General features: G+C 59.8%; 19 protein-coding genes and 1 tRNA gene. 14 read left to right on the top strand and 6 right to left on the bottom strand.

Going from position 1 to position 17,580, the window contains the following annotated elements; all coding sequences use genetic code 11:
• Positions 1 to 2 precede the first annotated feature (2 nt).
• Positions 3 to 78 (top strand) — tRNA-Gly (locus tag AC1DVF_RS09760).
• A gap of 127 nt (positions 79 to 205) precedes the next feature.
• Here the strand turns inward: AC1DVF_RS09760 and AC1DVF_RS09755 are convergent.
• The 3 genes from AC1DVF_RS09755 to AC1DVF_RS09745 all read right to left on the bottom strand — a co-directional run bounded on the left by AC1DVF_RS09755 (position 206) and on the right by AC1DVF_RS09745 (position 2,330).
• Positions 206 to 844 carry a LysE family translocator gene (locus AC1DVF_RS09755; protein WP_095048634.1) on the bottom strand — a complete coding sequence of 213 codons (639 nt, stop codon included), beginning with the start codon at positions 842 to 844 and terminating at the stop codon, positions 206 to 208.
• A gap of 1 nt (position 845) precedes the next feature.
• A complete protein-coding gene (locus AC1DVF_RS09750; RefSeq protein WP_093435492.1) occupies positions 846 to 1,616 on the bottom strand; it encodes a 2OG-Fe(II) oxygenase in 771 nt (256 codons plus the stop codon).
• A gap of 87 nt (positions 1,617 to 1,703) precedes the next feature.
• Positions 1,704 to 2,330, bottom strand: a complete 627-nt coding sequence (locus AC1DVF_RS09745; RefSeq protein WP_093435488.1) for an alanyl-tRNA editing protein — start codon at positions 2,328 to 2,330, stop codon at positions 1,704 to 1,706.
• Positions 2,331 to 2,420: 90 nt separating this feature from the next.
• Between AC1DVF_RS09745 and AC1DVF_RS09740 the strand changes: the two genes are divergently transcribed.
• Complete coding sequence (locus AC1DVF_RS09740) at positions 2,421 to 3,419, top strand: LysR family transcriptional regulator (protein ID WP_477782385.1); 999 nt, start codon at positions 2,421 to 2,423, stop codon at positions 3,417 to 3,419.
• Positions 3,420 to 3,527: 108 nt separating this feature from the next.
• On the opposite strand, the gene AC1DVF_RS09735 is transcribed toward AC1DVF_RS09740, so the two are convergent.
• Positions 3,528 to 3,935 (bottom strand): PA2817 family protein, encoded by a 408-nt coding sequence (locus tag AC1DVF_RS09735; RefSeq protein ID WP_093435483.1) that lies wholly within the window; start codon positions 3,933 to 3,935, stop codon positions 3,528 to 3,530.
• Between the two features lie 74 nt (positions 3,936 to 4,009).
• Positions 4,010 to 6,457 carry an acyl-CoA dehydrogenase gene (locus AC1DVF_RS09730; protein WP_477782384.1) on the bottom strand — a complete coding sequence of 816 codons (2,448 nt, stop codon included), beginning with the start codon at positions 6,455 to 6,457 and terminating at the stop codon, positions 4,010 to 4,012.
• Positions 6,458 to 6,705: 248 nt separating this feature from the next.
• Here AC1DVF_RS09730 and AC1DVF_RS09725 point away from each other — a divergent pair, with 248 nt between their 5' ends.
• The 4 genes from AC1DVF_RS09725 to AC1DVF_RS09710 all read left to right on the top strand — a co-directional run bounded on the left by AC1DVF_RS09725 (position 6,706) and on the right by AC1DVF_RS09710 (position 9,874).
• Positions 6,706 to 7,365, top strand: coding sequence for a transglutaminase-like domain-containing protein (locus AC1DVF_RS09725; protein WP_093435478.1), 660 nt, complete (start codon positions 6,706 to 6,708; stop codon positions 7,363 to 7,365).
• A 43-nt stretch (positions 7,366 to 7,408) separates the two neighbouring features.
• Positions 7,409 to 8,032 carry a glutathione S-transferase family protein gene (locus AC1DVF_RS09720; protein WP_093435475.1) on the top strand — a complete coding sequence of 208 codons (624 nt, stop codon included), beginning with the start codon at positions 7,409 to 7,411 and terminating at the stop codon, positions 8,030 to 8,032.
• Between the two features lie 133 nt (positions 8,033 to 8,165).
• The gene (locus tag AC1DVF_RS09715) at positions 8,166 to 9,098 is read left to right on the top strand and encodes an ABC transporter ATP-binding protein (RefSeq protein WP_093435472.1); all 933 of its coding nucleotides are present in this window, start codon (positions 8,166 to 8,168) and stop codon (positions 9,096 to 9,098) included.
• Entirely contained in the window at positions 9,095 to 9,874 is a 780-nt protein-coding gene (locus tag AC1DVF_RS09710; RefSeq protein ID WP_008087860.1) for an ABC transporter permease, read from the top strand. The genes AC1DVF_RS09715 and AC1DVF_RS09710 overlap by 4 nt, the downstream gene beginning before the upstream one ends.
• 147 nt (positions 9,875 to 10,021) lie before the next feature.
• Here the strand turns inward: AC1DVF_RS09710 and AC1DVF_RS09705 are convergent, their stop codons facing one another.
• Positions 10,022 to 10,540, bottom strand: coding sequence for a DUF2062 domain-containing protein (locus AC1DVF_RS09705; RefSeq protein WP_477782383.1), 519 nt, complete (start codon positions 10,538 to 10,540; stop codon positions 10,022 to 10,024).
• A 136-nt stretch (positions 10,541 to 10,676) separates the two neighbouring features.
• On the opposite strand from AC1DVF_RS09705, the gene AC1DVF_RS09700 reads away from it, so the two are divergent.
• From AC1DVF_RS09700 to murB, 8 genes are all read left to right on the top strand, one after another.
• A complete protein-coding gene (locus AC1DVF_RS09700) occupies positions 10,677 to 12,911 on the top strand; it encodes a DNA internalization-related competence protein ComEC/Rec2 (RefSeq protein WP_477782382.1) in 2,235 nt (744 codons plus the stop codon).
• A gap of 101 nt (positions 12,912 to 13,012) precedes the next feature.
• On the top strand, positions 13,013 to 13,648 hold the full coding sequence (locus AC1DVF_RS09695; protein WP_042560451.1) for a MotA/TolQ/ExbB proton channel family protein: 636 nt from the start codon (positions 13,013 to 13,015) through the stop codon (positions 13,646 to 13,648).
• The gene (locus tag AC1DVF_RS09690; protein WP_257355889.1) at positions 13,645 to 14,073 is read left to right on the top strand and encodes an ExbD/TolR family protein; all 429 of its coding nucleotides are present in this window, start codon (positions 13,645 to 13,647) and stop codon (positions 14,071 to 14,073) included. Before AC1DVF_RS09695 ends, AC1DVF_RS09690 begins: the two co-directional genes overlap by 4 nt.
• The gene (lpxK, locus tag AC1DVF_RS09685) at positions 14,073 to 15,083 is read left to right on the top strand and encodes a tetraacyldisaccharide 4'-kinase (protein ID WP_477782381.1); all 1,011 of its coding nucleotides are present in this window, start codon (positions 14,073 to 14,075) and stop codon (positions 15,081 to 15,083) included. Before AC1DVF_RS09690 ends, lpxK begins: the two co-directional genes overlap by 1 nt.
• Before the next feature lie 21 nt (positions 15,084 to 15,104).
• Positions 15,105 to 15,290, top strand: coding sequence for a Trm112 family protein (locus tag AC1DVF_RS09680; RefSeq protein WP_003174668.1), 186 nt, complete (start codon positions 15,105 to 15,107; stop codon positions 15,288 to 15,290).
• Positions 15,287 to 16,051, top strand: coding sequence for a 3-deoxy-manno-octulosonate cytidylyltransferase (gene kdsB, locus AC1DVF_RS09675; RefSeq protein ID WP_093435457.1), 765 nt, complete (start codon positions 15,287 to 15,289; stop codon positions 16,049 to 16,051). Before AC1DVF_RS09680 ends, kdsB begins: the two co-directional genes overlap by 4 nt.
• Positions 16,051 to 16,515, top strand: coding sequence for a low molecular weight protein-tyrosine-phosphatase (locus AC1DVF_RS09670; protein ID WP_016986041.1), 465 nt, complete (start codon positions 16,051 to 16,053; stop codon positions 16,513 to 16,515). The genes kdsB and AC1DVF_RS09670 overlap by 1 nt, the downstream gene beginning before the upstream one ends.
• On the top strand, positions 16,512 to 17,531 hold the full coding sequence (gene murB / locus AC1DVF_RS09665; RefSeq protein ID WP_186620453.1) for a UDP-N-acetylmuramate dehydrogenase: 1,020 nt from the start codon (positions 16,512 to 16,514) through the stop codon (positions 17,529 to 17,531). The genes AC1DVF_RS09670 and murB overlap by 4 nt, the downstream gene beginning before the upstream one ends.
• The last annotated feature ends 49 nt before the right edge of the window (positions 17,532 to 17,580 follow it).

Below are 17,580 nucleotides of genomic sequence, written 5' to 3'. Positions count from 1 at the left end.
TTGCGGGAATAGCTCAGTTGGTAGAGCACGACCTTGCCAAGGTCGGGGTCGCGAGTTCGAGTCTCRTTTCCCGCTCCATATTCACAAAAACGCCGCTCAACAGAGCGGCGTTTTTGTATGCGCGCGATTTGTGGTTGTGTCATCTGTCATAAAGAAAAAGGCCCGCCGAAGCGATTCGGCGGGCCTTTTTGCGTTTTGCATCTGCTTACCAGGACAGCATCAGTCGGCCAGCAAACAGAATAAGCACCACGCCCATGGTGCGCTCGAACCAATGGCCCATGCGCATGAACAGCAGGCGAACCCGATTGCTTGAGAAGAACAGCGCGACCACGACAAACCACAATGCATTCACAAAGCACATCCACAGCCCGTAAAAGGCCTGGATCTGCAGGGGCGTGCTGGCGCTGATGATCGTGGTGAAGATGGCCAGGAAAAACAGCGTGGCCTTGGGGTTGGTTGCATTGGTCAGAAAACCGGTGCTGAAAGCTTTGAACAGCGTTTGTTCGACCACGGGCTCGTCCGCAGCTTTTTCACCTTCAACGGCCGATTTGGGTTTGCTGCGCAGCAGGCTGACGCCCAGATACAGGATGTAGGCACCGCCAATCACCTTGGCGACAGTCAGCAGCCACGGGGTGGTGTGCATCAATGCCCCGACACCCAACAACGTGTAGAGCACGTGCACGGAAATCCCCGCGCCGATACCCAGCGCCGTGCAGATCCCTACCAATCGGCCGAACCGTACGCTTTGGCGAATGGTGACTGCGAAGTCCGGGCCGGGAGCAACCACAGCCAGAAAGTGAATGGTTGCCAGCGCCAGAAACTCGCCCAGATAATTCGAATACATCTCAGCTCCAATAGGTCAGGGGTGAAGCATTGCCGCGATAGCCGACAAAAAAGGAAAGGCTCAAACGCGGATCGGCCACGCCCGGAGTCACCGAGTGCATGCGCCGCGAGTTGAACATGATGAAATCACCGGGTTGCGGTCGGACTTCGAGCGCAGGTGGGCCGAGCAGCGCTGGTTCAATGCCATAACTGTCGCCACGCATCTCGTCGAATTGATCCGGGGTGATGTCGTCGTCCCATATCTGCAACGCACCGCCCTCGGTCGGCATGTTCAGGTAGACGTTGCAGGCGAACTGCGCTTCCAGACTGCGGGCCTGGAAGCTGTCCGGAGCATCCTTGGCGAAGATGTCGTGATGGGCGAGGAAGCACACGCCGGGTTTCACCACGCGCGAAAGGCCGACATACATTTTCCGGCCGTAGAGGTTTTCCAGGTGCGCGCCGGCCGGCCAGGATTCGTCGAGCATGCAGCGCAAGGTGTCGATCGGTGAGGAGTAGGGCGCGCAGCGATTGCGCAGTTCAGCGATGTTGCTGGTGGCGCGTTCGAAGTAGTCCTCAATCAGCAGCGGCTGGTTTTCCGCCTCGTAAAATGCCATGCCGATGCGGCCGATACTCGGTGCGTTGATGTAACCCTCGAAGCCTGGAGCGAGAATCTTGTCGCCAATCTGAATGGCCAGCGGCTCAGGCAAAAAGCCTTTGACGCGGATGGCGAGGACTTCTTCGTTGGCCAGTTTTTTTATGCACGTCTCATCGAGACGCTCGACGTCTAGCATCATTTTTTAGGTCCATCTATCGATAGTCAACGGAACCTGCGAATGCGGTTCCCCGGCGTCGGACGCTGCGTGAAGCAGCGCCCGAAATGCTCAATCCACGTTGTAGTGGACGGACAACGTGCCTTTCTTCTGCGAAAGGGACGCGATCGTGACTGTGCCCAGATCCTTCAGGCTGCGTACGTGGGTGCCACCGCAGCCATAGGCGGGCAGTTCACCAAAACCGATTTCCCGCGCACCTTCGCGTAGCGAGGTCAGGCGGGGCAGGTCGTGTTCGATCCACTGGTCGATCCCGTGTTGAACGGTCTCTGCATCGACTTCCTGCGCGGTGTCGCCGGGTTTGAATTGCACTCGGCCTTCATCCGGCCAGTGATGGGCTTTGATCGGCATCCAGCCCAGCGCCTGGACGAAATGCCCGATCAGGTGCCCGGCCGAATGCATGCGCGTATTGAAGTGGCGGCGCTGTTCGTCGATGCGGATGCAGGTCATGCCCAGTTCCACCGGCCGGTCGACAAAATGAATGATCCGGTCCGGCTCCTGCACCACACGCAATACCTGGCTTTCACCGATCCAACCGGTATCACACGGCTGTCCGCCGCCTTGCGGATGAAACAGTGTGGCGCGCAAGACCACGGCGAATTCGTTCTCTTGGGGCGTGCAGTCGAGGACTTCCACATTAGCCTTGAGGTCATCACTATGGAAAAAGAGGCGAAGCGTCATATTCCATGCCCTTATTAAAGTTTCTTTTTTTATTATATGAATCGTGCAATAACGTGATAATCCGTTCAAACATCAAAGGACTTGTGCACTGTGAGCATCAATCTGCCGCTACCGCTGCTTGGTGAAATGGCGATTTTCGTCAAGGTCGTCGAGACCGGTAGCTTCTCTGAAGCGGCTCGGCAGTTGGGTTCATCGCCGTCAGCGGTGAGTCGTAGTATTTCGCGTCTGGAAAAAGCCTTGGCCACGCGCCTGCTGCAGCGCACTACACGCAAACTGCGCTTGAGTGACGGCGGCGAGGAGGTATTCAAACGCTGCCAGGAGATGGTCAGCGCGGCTAAGTCGGTGATGGAAATCAGCGGCCAGTTCACCCATGAAGCGGAAGGACTGGTGCGCGTCAGCGTGCCGAAAGCGGTGGGGCGCTTCGTGATTCATCCGCACATGCCCGAGTTCCTGCGGCGTTATCCCAAGGTCGATGTCGAGTTGTTGCTGGAGGATCGTCAGGTCGATTTGATCGACGACCATGTCGATCTGGCCATTCGCATCACCGATCGACCACCGGCCGGGCTGGCCGGCAGGCAGTTACTGACCATCGACCATTTGCTCTGTGCCACGCCGCAGTACCTGGCCGAGCACGGCATACCGACTCACCCGCATGATCTGCTCAATCACAGTTGTATTTATCTTGGGGAAACCCCGAGTGATGCGCGCTGGAAATTCAAGAAGGGCAGTAAGGCGGTGACGGTAGGTGTCCGCGGTCGGTATGCCGCCAATCACACCGGTGTGCGGCTGGGCGCGGTGTTGCAGCACATCGGCATCGGCAGCCTGCCGTATTTCACCGCCCGTTACGCGCTTGAGCAAAAGTTGGTGGTGCAGGTGTTGCCGGACTGGACGTTCCTCGCGTCCTATCACGGCGGATTGTGGCTGCTGCATTCGCCGACGCGCTATCTGCCACCCAAGTTGCGGGTGTTCATCGACTATCTGGTGGAGTGCCTGCAGAAAGAGCCGACCTTGAGCAAACCGGGTAAATCAGTGGGGGAGAGCAACGCGGCGATGGCGTATGAATTGCCCGAAAGTGAAGGGTTGTTGTAGCGCAAAGCAAAAGATCGCAGCCTTCGGCAGCTCCTACAGAGGATTGCGTGAGTCCACTGTAGGAGCTGCCGAAGGCTGCGATCTTTTGATCTTCAACCCACTGTTATATCAGTGCTTGCTGTCCTGAGCGGACATCGCCAGCAGTTGTTTTTCCTGGTTCCAGTCGAACGGTTCATCGTTCTGTTCAGCTTCGTAGCGACGTTCTTCCAGTGCCTGATACAGGTCGATCTCTTCATCGGACAAGTAATGCAGGCAGTCGCCGGCGAAGAACCACAACAGATCGCGCGGGATCAGGTGGGCGATTTGTGGATAACGGCTAATCACTTGAGTCAGGATGTCCTGGCCCAGGTACTGGCTTTCGATCGGATCGATTGGCAGCGATGCCAGCAGTTCGTCGAAGCGCTCCAGGAACAAGGCATGGCTTTCTTCGGGAACCTGATCGGCCTCACCTACGGCGACCAGGATACTGCGCAGGTGGTCGAGCAAAACAAGATGATCGGCAACGACGTTGGACACGAGATAAGTCCTCAAGAGCAAAACGGGCGCGGGAGTATAAAGCTCCCGCGCCCTCTTGGACATGGTTGTCAGGATCAGCGGACTTTGCCCTCTGCCAGTTTCAGTTCCTCTTTGTCGAAGTCATCGACGTCGATCACCTTGCGTCGTGCGGCTTCGGCATCGCGCAGGCTCTGTGCTTCTCCCGGTTGCAACACCCCGGCTTCCAGCGCCGCATCGATGGCGTGCTCACCTGCGACCGGTTTGACCTGACCGCTTTTCAGCGAGGTGTGCAGTTTTTTGTGCAACGGCTGCGCAGCATTGAGCAGATCGCTGGCGTGTTGCAGCGCGCCGACGGCATCGTCTGCCGACTGCGGGCGATAGCAACCGGCAAGCAGTTCTTCCAGCGCCGGATCACCTTTGGCGCGACCAATCACGCCTGCCACTTCGGCACCGAGTTTGTCCGACGGGCCTTTGTGACGACGACCGAACGGGAACACGATGGCTCGCAGCAGGCAACCGAATACCTTGTTCGGGAAGTTGCGCAGCAATTCATCCAGCGCCCGTTCCGATTGGCCGAGGCTTTCTTCCATCGCCCAACGGAACAGTGGCTCCATGTACGCTGGCGAATCCAGATCGTGATAACGCTTGAGCGCGGCGGAGGCCAGATACAGGTTGCTCAACACATCACCCAGACGTGCCGACAGACGCTCGCGACGTTTCAGTTCGCCGCCCAGCAACATCATGCTGAAGTCGGCGAGCATGGCGAACGCCGCTGCCTGACGGTTGAGTGCGCGGAAGTAGCCTTGGCTGATCTTGTCGCCCGGCGCGTGTTCGAAGTGGCCGAAACCGAGGTTCAACACCAGCGTACTGGCCGCATTGCTTACGGCGAAACCGATGTGTTTGAGCAGCAAACCATCGAACTCTTTCAGCGCCTGATCCTTGTCCTCACGACCGGCGAGGGCCATCTCCTTCAGCACGAATGGATGGCAACGAATCGCGCCCTGACCGAAGATCATCAGGTTGCGCGACAGGATGTTTGCACCTTCCACGGTGATGAAGATCGGCGCGCCGTTCCAGCTACGCCCGAGGTAGTTGTTCGGGCCCATGATGATCGCCTTGCCACCATGCACATCCATGGCGTGGCTGATGCACTCGCGGCCGCGTTCGGTGAGGTGATACTTGAGAATCGCCGAGAGCACCGACGGTTTCTCGCCCAGATCGACTGCGTTGGCAGTGAGCATCCGCGCCGCGTCCATCATCCAGGCGTTGCCGCCGATGCGCGCCATGGCTTCCTGAATACCTTCGAAAGCCGACAGCGGTACATTGAATTGCTCACGAATCTGCGCGTACTGACCGGTGACCAGGCTGGTGAATTTGGCCGCGCCAGTGCCGACTGCCGGCAACGAGATCGAACGGCCGACCGACAGGCAGTTCATCAGCATCATCCAGCCCTTGCCGAGCATCTCCTGACCGCCGATGAGGAAGTCCAGCGGGATAAACACGTCTTTGCCCGAGTTCGGGCCGTTCATGAACGCCGCGCCGAGTGGCAGGTGACGACGACCAATTTCCACCCCAGCGGTATCGGTCGGAATCAACGCGAGGCTGATGCCAAGGTCCTCCTTGTCGCCCAGCAGATGCTCCGGGTCGTAGGCCTTGAAAGCGAGGCCGAGGAGGGTCGCGACCGGACCGAGGGTGATGTAGCGTTTTTCCCAGTTCAAGCGCAGGCCGATGACTTCCTGACCTTCCCATTGGCCTTTGCAGATGATCCCGGTGTCGGGCATCGCACCGGCATCGGACCCGGCGAGCGGGCCGGTGAGGGCGAAGCACGGGATGTCATCGCCACGGGCCAGCCGTGGCAGGTAGTGATTGCGTTGTTCGTCGGTGCCGTAATGCAGCAGCAGTTCGGCCGGGCCGAGGGAGTTGGGCACCATCACGGTGGAGGCGAGGTCACCGCTACGGGTAGCGAGTTTCATCGCCACCTGTGAGTGGGCGTAAGCCGAGAAGCCTTTGCCACCGAATTCTTTCGGGATGATCAGGGCGAAGAAACCGTGTTCCTTGATATGCGCCCAGGCTTCGGGTGGCAGGTCCATCGACTGGCCGATCTGCCAGTCAGTGACCATCGCGCAGAGTTCCTCGGTCGGGCCGTCAATGAACGCCTGTTCCTCTTCGCTCAGTTGCACCTTGGGGTAGGACAGCAATTTGTCCCAGTCCGGACGTCCGCTGAACAGCTCGCCATCCCACCACACGGTACCGGCATCGATCGCGTCGCGTTCGGTCTGCGACATGGGTGGCAGGGTTTTCTGGAACCAGTTGAACAACGGCGCAGTGAAATGCTTGCGACGCAGGTCAGGCAGCAGCAGCGAGGCAGCGACCACCGCCAGCAGCACCCAGAACACCAGCAACAACCAGCCCGGCGCATGACTGAAAATACCCATCGCCAGCAGGTAGACGGCCACGATGCCCAACGCAGGCAGAGGTGAAATACGCCGGTGGGCGAGATACGCCACACCAACGATCAAAACCAGTATCCACAACAACAGCATATTCAGTCCTCCGTGAACCAAGGCAAATCGACCCTCCAGAGCTTAGACGGCATCTGTAAAACCGGGTGGTCAGACCAAGGTGATTGAAATCGTGGGAAACCCCGGATGGTTTTCGTAGGTTCGGTGGGCAACACGTGTGGGAAATCGTTCGCTGATCCCGCGTCTTTGCGTCCAAGTTTGGCCGAAACGTCGTTATCTCTGTGCTGACGCTGTCGCTAGACTCGGGGCTCACCCAGGAGATTGTCGTCATGCGCGAGTATCTGAGTCCCGGCCGCTTCATCGATAGTGACCACCCGGCAGTGGTGGAGTTCGCCGAACAACATCGGGGTGCCAGCCGCGATCCGCTCGAGCGGGCGATCAATCTTTATTACGCGGTGCGTGAGGCGGTGCGCTACAACCCCTACACCTTCAGTCGCGATCCGCAGACCTTGCGCGGCAGCTATGCGCTGACGACGGGGGAGAGTTATTGCGTGCCCAAAGCCACGCTGCTTGCCGGTTGTGCGCGGCATTGCGGGATCCCGGCGCGTATCGGTCTGGCCGACGTAAAAAATCACTTATCGACGCCACGTCTGCTTGAGTTGCTGAAAAGCGACATGTTCGCCATGCACGGGTACACCGAATTGTTCCTCAATGGACGCTGGGTCAAAGCCACACCGGCGTTCAATCAGAAGCTATGCGAATTGTTCAACGTTGCGCCGCTGGAGTTCGACGGTATCAATGACAGCGTTTTCCACCCGTTCAATCGCGACGGCGCGCAGCTCATGGAGTATCTGGTCGATCACGGCCAATTCGCCGATGTCCCGGAAACGTTCTTCTTCGAACATTTGCAAAAGTGCTATCCGCATCTGTTCACTGATCAGCAGCCGCAACGGCTGGGCGATATGCAGAGTGATTTGAGCCGTACCTGATCCGGCGTATGCTGCCTGCCCACTCATTTGAAAAGAGGCGGTCATGCTGAAGATCTGGGGACGGAAAAACTCATCGAATGTCAGGAAGCCATTGTGGGCGGCTGAAGAGCTTGGCCTGGCCTACGAGGCAATCGATGCCGGCGGCGCATTTGGAGTAGTCGACACTCCCGAGTACCGGGCGATGAACCCGAACGGTCGGGTGCCGGTGATCGAAGACGACGGTTTCGTGCTGTGGGAGTCCAACGCCATCGTCCGCTATCTGCTGGCCAGACATGCGCCCGACAGTCACTGGTATCCGGCGGATCCGCAAGCGCGAGCCATCGCTGACAAATGGATGGACTGGACCACTTCAAGTTTTGCCGGTCCCTTCCGCACGGTGTTCTGGGGCGTCTTGCGCACGCCGGCGGACAAGCAGGACTGGGCTGCGATCAACGCCGCGATCAAGGAATGCAATGAGTTGCTGAGCATGGCCGATCATGCCTTGGCCAGTCAGCCATATCTCTCTGGACAAGACATCGGCATGGGCGATATCCCGCTCGGCAGTTTCATTTATGCCTGGTTCGAGATGCCCATCGAACGCGCACCACAAGCGCATCTGCAAGCCTGGTATGAGCGCTTGAAGCAGCGTCCGGCTTACCAGAAAGCGGTTATGACCGCGTTGACTTAATACTTACTATCGACACACTTGACTGTACTTGTGCGGCGGCGGCAAGCACCATTGCGCTCTGGTGCTGCGGTTGTTTCCCTCGCCGCCCGCCCTTATTTATCCCTTTCTTCCCTTCTTGGTGCGTAAATCCGATATGAGTTCCGCTCTGTCCATCCGGCAGCTAACCAAAACCTACGGCAACGGGTTCCAGGCCTTGAGTGGTATCGATCTGGACGTCGCCGAAGGTGATTTTTTCGCCTTGCTCGGCCCTAACGGTGCCGGCAAATCCACGACCATCGGCATTCTCTCGACCCTGGTGAACAAGACCAGCGGCACGGTGAATATCTTCGGCCATGACCTGGACAAAAATCCTGCGCAGCTCAAGCGCTCGATTGGCGTGGTGCCCCAGGAATTCAACTTCAATCAGTTCGAAAAGACCTTCGACATCGTCGTGACCCAGGCCGGTTACTACGGCATTCCGGCGAAGATCGCCAAGGAACGCGCCGAGCAGTACCTCACCCAACTGGGCCTGTGGGACAAGCGCGATGTGCCGTCGCGTTCGCTGTCCGGGGGCATGAAGCGGCGTTTGATGATCGCCCGAGCGCTGGTGCACGAACCGCGTCTGCTGATCCTCGATGAACCGACCGCAGGCGTCGACATTGAGCTGCGTCGATCAATGTGGACGTTCCTCACCGAACTGAACCAGAAAGGCATCACCATCATCCTCACCACGCACTATCTGGAAGAGGCTGAGCAGTTGTGCCGCAACATCGGCATCATCGACCACGGCACCATCGTCGAGAACACCAGCATGAAACAGTTGCTGGGCCAGTTGCACGTGGAGACCTTCCTGCTGGACCTGAAAAACGACTTGAACGCCGCGCCGCAATTGCTCGGTTATCCGGCGCGATTGATCGACAGCCACACCCTGGAAGTTCAGGTCGACAAATCCATGGGCATCACGGCGTTGTTCACCCAGTTGGCGCAGCAGAACATCGAAGTGCTGAGCCTGCGTAACAAAACCAATCGCCTCGAGGAGCTGTTCGTGTCCCTGGTGGAGAAGAATCTGTCGAAGGTGGCGGTATGAGTTCCGAATTCCGTCCCAACCTCGTCGCCCTGCAGACCATTGTTTACCGCGAGGTCAAACGCTTCACGCGGATCTGGCCGCAGACGCTGCTGCCGCCAGCGATCACCATGGTTCTGTATTTCGTGATCTTCGGTAACCTGATCGGTCGGCAGATCGGCGATATGGGTGGCTTCACTTACATGGAGTACATCGTGCCGGGGCTGATCATGATGTCGGTGATCACCAACTCCTACGGCAACGTGGTCTCGAGTTTCTTCGGCAGCAAGTTCCAGCGTTCCATCGAAGAGCTGATGGTGTCGCCGGTGTCGCCGCACACTATTCTGATCGGTTTCACCATTGGCGGCGTGTTGCGTGGTCTGATGGTTGGCGTGATCGTGACCATTCTGTCGCTGTTCTTCACCCATTTGCAGGTACATCACCTCGGCGTGACCATTTTGGTGGTGGTACTGACGGCGACGATTTTCTCGCTGCTGGGCTTCATCAACGCGGTGTTCGCGCGCAACTTCGATGATATTTCTATCATCCCGACCTTTGTGCTGACACCGCTGACGTACCTGGGTGGGGTGTTTTACTCGATCACCTTGCTGCCGCCGTTCTGGCAGACCGTGTCGTTGGCCAACCCGGTGCTGCACATGGTCAACGCCTTCCGTTACGGCATTCTGGGTGTGTCGGATATCAAGATCGGCATTGCGATCACCTTCATGCTGGTGGCGACCGTTGTGCTGTATCTCGGATGTGCGCGGTTGCTGGTGAGTGGGCGCGGGATGCGTACCTGATCCAGAACCGCGTCGACTTCTTCGCGAGCAGGCTCGCTCCCACATTGGATCTATGTTGTGCTGAAGATCTTCTGTGGGAGCGAGCTTGCTCGCGAATGCAGACGCCACAAATCAGAACGGCCTCCCATTGCGGAGGCCGTTTTGCGTTCAGCGCATGCGACTCTTCTTGCGCCGCGCCCATTGCCGCGCCACCCACCAGCGCCAATACATCATCACAATGCAGTAGGCGAGGGCGCCGAGTACCAGTCCGACTACCACCGAGCCGAGCAGAAACGGCTGCCACAACGTCGACAACTCGCCGCTGATCCACTCCCAGGTCAGCTCGTCCGGTAGATGTCGGGYGGGCACATCCATCAAAAACGCCCCGGCCTGATAGGTGCAGAAGAACACCGCCGGCATGGTGATCGGATTGGTCAGCCAGACCAGGCTGACCGCAATCGGCATGTTGCCGCGCACCGTGACGGCGAGGGCGGCGGCCACCAGCATCTGCGCCGGGATCGGCAGGAACGCGGCGAACAGGCCAACCGCCATCGCCCGGGCGACCGAGTGACGATTGAGGTGCCAGAGGTTCGGGTCATGCAGCAACTTGCCGAGAAAGCGTAAGGATTTGTGTTCCCTGATGCTCGTCGGGTCGGGCATATAACGTTTGAATAAGCGCCGGGGCATAAGGCTTCTCGGTCGGTTAAGGCGGCAAGTATGTCTGGATTCTACGAAGCGCCCATTCAGACTTTGTGACAATTGTTGACGACGCGTGTAACCGACAACCGCTATGCCTAAGTGCGGGACTCTCAAGGACGGGCTTATGCGCACAGGTATGATGGCGCTCGCAGTCGGTCTGCTGGTCGCGGTTTTTATGCCGGCATTACCGCCGGTCTGGTTGATGCTGTTGTTGCCGGTCGTGGCTTTGATGCTGCTGCCGTTCCGCAGCTATCCGCTGGCGTTTTTGCTGTTTGGCTTCACGTGGGCCAGCGTCGGTGCGCAATGGGCGTTGAATGATCGTTTGCCGGCCGGGCTGGATGGCGAAACCCGGTGGGTTGAAGGGTGGGTCGTCGGTTTGCCGCAGAACAGCGACGGCGTGGTGCGCTTCGAATTGGCCGAGGCGCACTCGCGTCATGAAAAACTGCCATCGCTGATGCGGCTTGCCTGGTACGCCGGGCTGCCGGTCAACAGCGGCGAGCGTTGGCGTTTGGCGGTCAAGCTCAAGCGTCCCGGTGGATTGCGCAATCCCGAGGCCTTTGACTACGAGGCCTGGCTGCTGGCGCAACGTATTGGCGCCACCGGCACGATCAAGGACGGCCAGCGCTTGAGCGAAGCGCGTTGGGCCTGGCGTGACAGTATTCGCCAGCGTTTGCTGAGTGTGGATGCGCAGGGGCGAAACGGCGCATTGGCGGCGTTAGTGCTGGGTGACGGCTCGGGGCTCAGTCGCGAGGACTGGCAGACTCTGCAGGACACCGGCACCGTGCACTTGCTGGTGATTTCCGGTCAGCACATCGGTTTGCTGGCGGCGCTGATGTATGGGCTGGTCGCCGGCATGGCGCGATATGGCCTGTGGCCGCTGCGCTGGCCGTGGCTGCCGTGGGCCTGTGGTATGGGGTTCGCGGCAGCACTCGGTTATGGCCTGCTTGCCGGGTTCGACGTGCCGGTGCAGCGCGCCTGCGTGATGGTCGGACTGGTGCTGTTGTGGCGCCTGCGCTTTCGTCATCTTGGCGCAGGGTGGCCGTTGTTGCTGGCGTTCAACGCTGTGCTGTTGCTGGACCCGCTCGCCAGTTTGCGTCCGGGTCTGTGGCTCTCGTTTGCGGCGGTAGCGGTGCTGATCTTTACCTTTGGCGGCCGCTTGGGCGCGTGGCGCTGGTGGCAGACCTGGACGCGGGCGCAGTGGTTGATAGCGATCGGCTTATGTCCGGTGTTGCTGGCGCTGAACCTGCCGATCAGCCTCAGCGGGCCGCTGGCCAATTTGCTTGCGGTGCCTTGGGTCAGTCTTGCGGTGTTACCGCCGGCGCTGCTTGGAACCGTGTTGCTGCCTGTTCCTTTTGTCGGCGCCGGCCTGCTGTGGCTTGCCGGCGGTTTGATCGATGGGTTGTTTCACGCGCTGGCGACGATTGCCGGGCATTGGCCGGCGTGGATCGCACCCTCGATACCCGCTTGGGTCTGGGCCATTGGCAGCCTCGGCGCCGGGTTATTACTGTTGCCGCGCGGCGTGCCGCTGCGTCCACTGGGCTGGCCGTTGTTGTTGCTGCTGGTCGTGCCGCCACGCGATCAGATAGATGAAGGATTGGCTGATATCTGGCAGCTCGATGTCGGCCAAGGCTTGGCCATCCTGATCCGGACCCGCCATCACGCGTTGCTCTACGATGCGGGGCCGCGCTTTGGTGAGTTCGACCTCGGCGAGCGTGTGGTGCTGCCTTCATTGCGCAAACTGAGCGTGGAAAAACTCGATTTGATGCTGCTCAGCCATGCCGACGCCGATCACGCCGGCGGCGCTTTGGCGATCAGCCGGGGTTTGACCGTCGATCAGGTAATCAGCGGTGACCCGGCGGGGCTGCCCGCGCAATTGAACGCCGAAGCCTGTGCAAGTGGCCAGCAATGGCAATGGGAAGGCGTGCGTTTTCAACTCTGGCAGTGGGCGGACGCTGACGACAGCAATCAGCGTTCCTGTGTATTGCAGATCGAGGCCAATGGCGAGCGCCTGCTGTTGACCGGCGACATCGACAGCCATGCCGAGCGCGTGCTGCTCGACGGTCCACTGGCCGTGCCGACGCAATGGCTGCAATCGCCCCATCATGGCAGCCGCAGTTCATCGTCAATGGCGCTGCTCAACGTCTTGAAACCCGAGTCCGTGCTGATCTCTCGAGGTCATGGCAACTCATTTGGCCATCCACACCCGACCGTGCTGGCGCGTTATCGCAAACTGGGCCTGAATATTTACGACAGCGCCGAGCAGGGCGCCATTCATCTGCAACTGGGCACCTTCAGGGCGCCACGCACGATGCGTCATCAGCGGCGTTTCTGGCGTGATCCGCCCGCACTGGCCCGCTGATCGGGACGTAGGTAAATGGGGCGTCACGGTCGTCGGGGTGGCGGGTCTTAATCGTGGATCGGTATGGTAAAGTGGCGCACTTTTTCGAGGGGACTGTCACTGTGTGGGAATTGGTCAAATCCGGCGGCTGGATGATGTTGCCGATCATTCTGAGCTCCATCGCGGCCATGGCGATCGTCGCCGAGCGCCTGTGGACCCTGCGCGCCAGTCGCGTTACCCCCGAGCATCTGCTGGGCCAGGTCTGGGTCTGGATCAAGGACAAGCAGCTCAATAAAGAAAAACTCAAGGAATTGCGCGCCAATTCGCCGCTGGGGGAAATCCTCGCGGCGGGCCTGGCCAACTCCAAACATGGTCGCGAGATCATGAAAGAGTGCATCGAAGAGGCCGCCGCCCGGGTCATTCATGAACTCGAGCGCTACATCAATGCTCTCGGCACTATCGCAGCCATGGCGCCATTACTGGGTCTGCTTGGCACCGTGCTGGGCATGATCGATATCTTCAGCGCGTTCACCGGCTCCGGCATGACCACCAATGCCTCGGTGCTGGCAGGCGGTATCTCCAAGGCGCTGATCACCACCGCTGCGGGCCTGATGGTCGGTATTCCGGCGGTGTTCTTCCACCGTTTCCTGCAACGCCGCATCGATGAATTGGTGGTGGGCATGGAGCAGGAAGCGATCAAGCTGGTTGAAGTGGTGCAGGGCGATCGTGACGTCGACCTGGCCGAGGGCCGCGCGTGAAATTCCGTCGCAAGCCTCGGGAAACCATCGACATCAACCTCGCGTCGCTGATCGACGTGGTGTTCATTCTGCTGCTGTTTTTCGTCGTGACCACCACGTTCACTCGCGAAACCCAGTTGCGTGTTGACCTGCCGGAAGCGGTCAGCGGCTCCCCGGCCGAAGACCAGCAAGTCAAGCAGATCGACGTGGCCATCAGCGCCGAAGGCGTGTTTTCGGTGAACAACAAGATTCTGCCGAAGAACGACCTGGCGACCCTGATGGAAGCCATGCAGAAAGAATCCAACGGCGACACCAACATGCCGTTGTCGATCAGTGCCGATGGCAAGACTCAGCATCAATCCGTGATCACCGCCATGGATGCGGCCGGCAAGCTCGGTTTCAGCCATCTGCGCATGACCACGGTCGAGGCGGCGCCCAAATCCTGATGAGCCTGTCCGATCGCTTGCTCGCCGCGTGGTATCAGGGGCACCCGGCCCTGACGCTGCTGCGGCCGCTGGAAATGCTCTATCGCCGCGTGGTGGTGGGTAAGCGCCAGCGCTTTCTTGCCGGTGAAGGTCAGATCTACCAGCCATCGGTGCCGTTAATCGTGGTCGGCAACATCACCGTCGGTGGCACCGGCAAGACGCCGATGATTCTCTGGTTGATCGAACATTGCCGACGCAGCGGTTTGCGCGTCGGCGTGGTCAGTCGTGGTTACGGCGCCAAACCGCCGCAACTGCCGTGGCGCGTTGCGGCCGAGCAAACCGCTGACATTGCCGGTGACGAACCGTTGCTGATCGTCCAGCGCACCGGCGTGCCGCTGATGATCGACCCCGATCGCAGCGCAGCGGTCAAAGCCTTGCTCGCCAGTGAACCGCTGGACCTGATCCTCTCTGATGACGGTATGCAGCATTATCGTCTGGCGCGGGATCTGGAGCTGGTGCTGATCGACGCCTCCCGTGGTTTGGGCAACAAACGCTGCTTGCCGGCAGGGCCGTTGCGTGAGCCGATCGAGCGCCTGCAAAGTGTCGACGGCGTGCTGTTCAATGGTGCCACCGAGGATCGCGATGACGGTTTCGCTTTCCGTCTGCAACCGACCGCGCTGGTCAATCTGCGCAGCGGCGAGCGCAAGTCGCTCGATCATTTTTCGCCCGGCCAGGCCGTGCACGCGGTCGCCGGGATCGGCAATCCGCAACGTTTCTTCAATACCCTCGAAGCGCTAGACTGGCGAGCAGTCCCCCATGCGTTTGCCGACCACGCCGAATACAGCGTGCAGGCGTTGAATTTCACACCGTCATTGCCGTTGGTGATGACCGAAAAGGACGCGGTGAAGTGCCGTGCCTTTGCGGCTGACGACTGGTGGTATCTGGCGGTCGATGCGCTGCCGTCGCCGGCCTTTGTGGCCTGGTTCGAAACGCAGCTGATGCGCCTGTTGCCGGATCGTCTTTTGCCTTAACTCTTTACTCAGGGAATGTTCATGGACACCAAATTGCTCGATATCCTCGCGTGCCCGATCTGCAAAGGCCCGCTCAAGCTCAGCGCCGACAAGACCGAACTGATCAGCAAGGGCGCCGGTCTGGCGTACCCGATCCGCGATGGCATCCCGGTCATGCTCGAAAGCGAAGCCCGCACCCTGACCACCGACGAGCGTCTGGATAAATGACCACTGCCTTCACCGTTGTCATCCCGTCGCGTTTCGCCTCGACCCGCCTGCCCGGCAAACCGCTGCTCGACATCGCCGGCAAGCCGATGATCCAGCACGTCTGGGAACAGGCGAGCAAAAGCAGCGCCAGCCGTGTGGTCGTCGCGACTGACGATGCGCGCATCGTCGAGGCCTGCAAGGCTTTTGGTGCCGAAGTGGTGCTGACCCGTGAAGACCACAATTCCGGCACCGATCGTCTGGCCGAAGTCGCGGCGAAACTGGGTCTTGAACCCGACGCGATCGTGGTCAACGTGCAGGGTGACGAGCCGCTGATTCCGCCGAGCGTGATCGATCAGGTCGCCGCCAATCTGGCTGCCCACACCGAAGCGCGCATGGCCACGCTGGCCGAGCCGATCGAGGACGTGGAAACCCTGTTCAATCCGAACGTGGTCAAAGTCGTCAGTGATCTCAACGGTTTGGCGCTGACCTTCAGCCGCGCGACTTTGCCATGGGCGCGCGATGCGTTTGCCAAGAGTCGCGAGCAATTGCCCGAAGGCGTGCCGTACCGTCGTCACATAGGCATTTATGCCTACCGCGCCGGTTTCCTCCAGGACTTTGTGAGCTGGGGCCCATGCTGGCTGGAAAACACTGAATCCCTCGAGCAACTGCGTGCCCTGTGGCACGGTGTGCGGATTCATGTCGCCGACGCGCTGATCGCACCGCCGACTGGCGTTGACACGGCCGAAGACCTCGAGCGCGTTCGTCGCCTGCTGGAGGCCTGATGCGCGTTCTGTTTGTGTGCCTGGGCAACATTTGCCGTTCGCCCACGGCCGAAGGCGTACTGCGCCACAAACTGCGTGAAGCAGGGCTGGCGGATCAGGTCGAAGTGGCCTCCGCCGGCACCGGTGACTGGCACGTCGGCAACCCGCCGGACAAGCGCAGCCAGGCCGCCGCCAAAGTGCGTGGCTATGACCTGTCGGCCCAACGCGCGCAGCAGGTCAGCCGTGCCGATTTCGCCAGTTACGACCTGATCCTGGCCATGGACAACAGCAACCTGCGCAACCTCAAGGCGTTGCAGCCGTCCACCGGCAAAGCCGAGCTGGACCTGTTTTTGCGCCGTTATGCCGGGGTGGTAGATGAAGTGCCGGATCCGTATTACGACGGCGATCAGGGTTTCGAGCAAGTGCTGGATCTGATCGAAGCAGCCTGTGACCAATTGTTGATCGAAGTGAAGGGCCGGTTATGAGTTTGCAGGTGCAACCGCAGGTTTCCCTGAAACCGTTCAACAGTTTTGGCGTGGATGTGCGCGCGCAACTGTTCGCCGAAGCCCACAGCGATGCCGATGTCCGTGAAGCGCTGGCCTACGCCACCGCGCACGATATGCCGTTGCTGGTGATTGGCGGCGGCAGCAACTTGCTGCTGACCGCCGACATTGCCGCGCTGGTGCTGCGCATGGCGACACGCGGGATCCGCGTGATCAGCGATGACGGCAACCGTGTGGTGATCGAGGCGGAAGCGGGCGAGCCGTGGCATCCGTTTGTGCAGCACACGTTGGCGCAAGGATTCTCCGGGCTGGAAAACCTCAGCCTTATTCCCGGTACGGTTGGCGCTGCGCCGATGCAGAACATCGGTGCCTACGGCGTCGAGATCAAGGATGTGTTTGCCGGCCTCACCGCGCTGGATCGCCAGACCGGCGAGCTGCGCGATTTCACCCTCGAAGAATGCAACTTCGCCTACCGCGACAGCTTGTTCAAGCAGCAGCCGGGGCGTTGGCTGATTCTGCGCGTGCGCTTTGCACTCGACCGCATTGCGCATTTGCATCTGGAATACGGCCCGGTGCGTCAGCGCCTGACCGAGCAGGGCATCGAGCAGCCGACGCCTACCGACGTCAGCCGTGCGATTTGCAGTATCCGCAGCGAAAAACTGCCGGATCCGGCGGTGCTCGGAAATGCCGGCAGCTTCTTCAAGAATCCGCTGGTGTCGGCGGCCATCGTCGCGAAGATCAAGGAACAGCATCCGGATGTGGTCGCCTACGCGCAGCCGAACGGACAAATGAAGCTCGCGGCAGGCTGGCTGATCGAGCGTGCCGGCTGGAAAGGTTTCCGTGAAGCCGATGCCGGCGTGCATAAATTTCAAGCGCTGGTGCTGGTCAACTACGGCGCGGCAACCGGGCTGCAACTGCTCGATCTGGCGCAACGCATCCAGAAAGACATTGCCGAACGTTTCAATGTCGACCTGGAGATGGAGCCTAATCGCTATTGAGGCTACGCTTTCAAAGCGCCATCCAAAGCCCTGCACTGATAAAAAGTGC

It is taken from the genome of Pseudomonas sp. P4_D7 (genome assembly GCF_056401755.1).
Note: the sequence above shows the minus strand (reverse complement) of the source record. Positions and strands in the feature narration are given on the sequence as shown.

Excerpts from the sequence above, each read along its gene's own strand:
- kdsB (WP_093435457.1), top strand. The coding sequence starts at position 15,287 with ATGACCACTGCCTTCACCGTTGTCATCCCGTCGCGTTTCGCCTCGACC.
- AC1DVF_RS09670 (WP_016986041.1), top strand. The coding sequence starts at position 16,051 with ATGCGCGTTCTGTTTGTGTGCCTGGGCAACATTTGCCGTTCGCCCACG.
- AC1DVF_RS09725 (WP_093435478.1), top strand. The coding sequence starts at position 6,706 with ATGCGCGAGTATCTGAGTCCCGGCCGCTTCATCGATAGTGACCACCCG.
- murB (WP_186620453.1), top strand. The coding sequence starts at position 16,512 with ATGAGTTTGCAGGTGCAACCGCAGGTTTCCCTGAAACCGTTCAACAGT.
- AC1DVF_RS09715 (WP_093435472.1), top strand. The coding sequence starts at position 8,166 with ATGAGTTCCGCTCTGTCCATCCGGCAGCTAACCAAAACCTACGGCAAC.
- AC1DVF_RS09730 (WP_477782384.1), bottom strand. The coding sequence starts at position 6,457 with ATGCTGTTGTTGTGGATACTGGTTTTGATCGTTGGTGTGGCGTATCTC.
- AC1DVF_RS09700 (WP_477782382.1), top strand. The coding sequence starts at position 10,677 with ATGCGCACAGGTATGATGGCGCTCGCAGTCGGTCTGCTGGTCGCGGTT.
- AC1DVF_RS09710 (WP_008087860.1), top strand. The coding sequence starts at position 9,095 with ATGAGTTCCGAATTCCGTCCCAACCTCGTCGCCCTGCAGACCATTGTT.
- AC1DVF_RS09745 (WP_093435488.1), bottom strand. The coding sequence starts at position 2,330 with ATGACGCTTCGCCTCTTTTTCCATAGTGATGACCTCAAGGCTAATGTG.
- AC1DVF_RS09720 (WP_093435475.1), top strand. The coding sequence starts at position 7,409 with ATGCTGAAGATCTGGGGACGGAAAAACTCATCGAATGTCAGGAAGCCA.
- AC1DVF_RS09755 (WP_095048634.1), bottom strand. The coding sequence starts at position 844 with ATGTATTCGAATTATCTGGGCGAGTTTCTGGCGCTGGCAACCATTCAC.
- lpxK (WP_477782381.1), top strand. The coding sequence starts at position 14,073 with ATGAGCCTGTCCGATCGCTTGCTCGCCGCGTGGTATCAGGGGCACCCG.
- AC1DVF_RS09680 (WP_003174668.1), top strand. The coding sequence starts at position 15,105 with ATGGACACCAAATTGCTCGATATCCTCGCGTGCCCGATCTGCAAAGGC.
- AC1DVF_RS09750 (WP_093435492.1), bottom strand. The coding sequence starts at position 1,616 with ATGATGCTAGACGTCGAGCGTCTCGATGAGACGTGCATAAAAAAACTG.